We start from the raw sequence: 536 nt of genomic DNA, 5'->3' as shown, positions 1-536 counted from the left end.
GCTTCCCGCGAGTGGCGCCTTTCTGGTCTTTGATCTCACCTTCTTCGCAGCAAACCTGCTCAAGCTGCGCGAGGGCGGCTGGGTGCCGCTGCTGTTAGGTATCGTAATCTTCACGATCATGACCACGTGGCATCGCGGCGTCGAGGCCATGCGGCGCCGCGCGGCGGAAAATGAGAAGAGCCCCGCAGACTTCTTCGCGGAGCTCAAAACCGGGAGCATTGCTCGGGTGCCCGGCACAGCGGTGTTTTTGAGCCGCGGCGGCATTCTGATCCCGCTGGTACTTCTCCGCCATATTGCCGATATGAAGGCGCTGCAGGAGACGGTCGTAAGTTTGACTCTAGCCTTTGACGAGATCCCGCGCGTGCCGGAGGAGAAGCGAGCCGAGGTCGAGCAGATAGCCGACGGTCTATGGCGGGTGACCGTAAGGTTTGGCTTTGTCGAAGTGCCGAGCCTGACGGTCGCCCTGGCGCTTGCACAGAAGCAAGGCTGCCCGCTGAACCTCGATTCCGCCATCTTCTTTGCGGCTCGCGACGAGG

General features: G+C 61.8%; 1 protein-coding gene. It reads left to right on the top strand.

The features are described 5' to 3' along the window. Positions 1-536, top strand: a 536-nt coding sequence (locus tag GSQ92_RS11780; protein WP_174247809.1) for a KUP/HAK/KT family potassium transporter, incomplete at both ends; no start/stop codon positions are given.

It is taken from the genome of Acidisoma sp. S159, from assembly GCF_009766125.1.
Lineage (GTDB): Bacteria > Pseudomonadota > Alphaproteobacteria > Acetobacterales > Acetobacteraceae > Acidisoma.
This window is presented reverse-complemented; position numbering and strand designations above follow the sequence as displayed.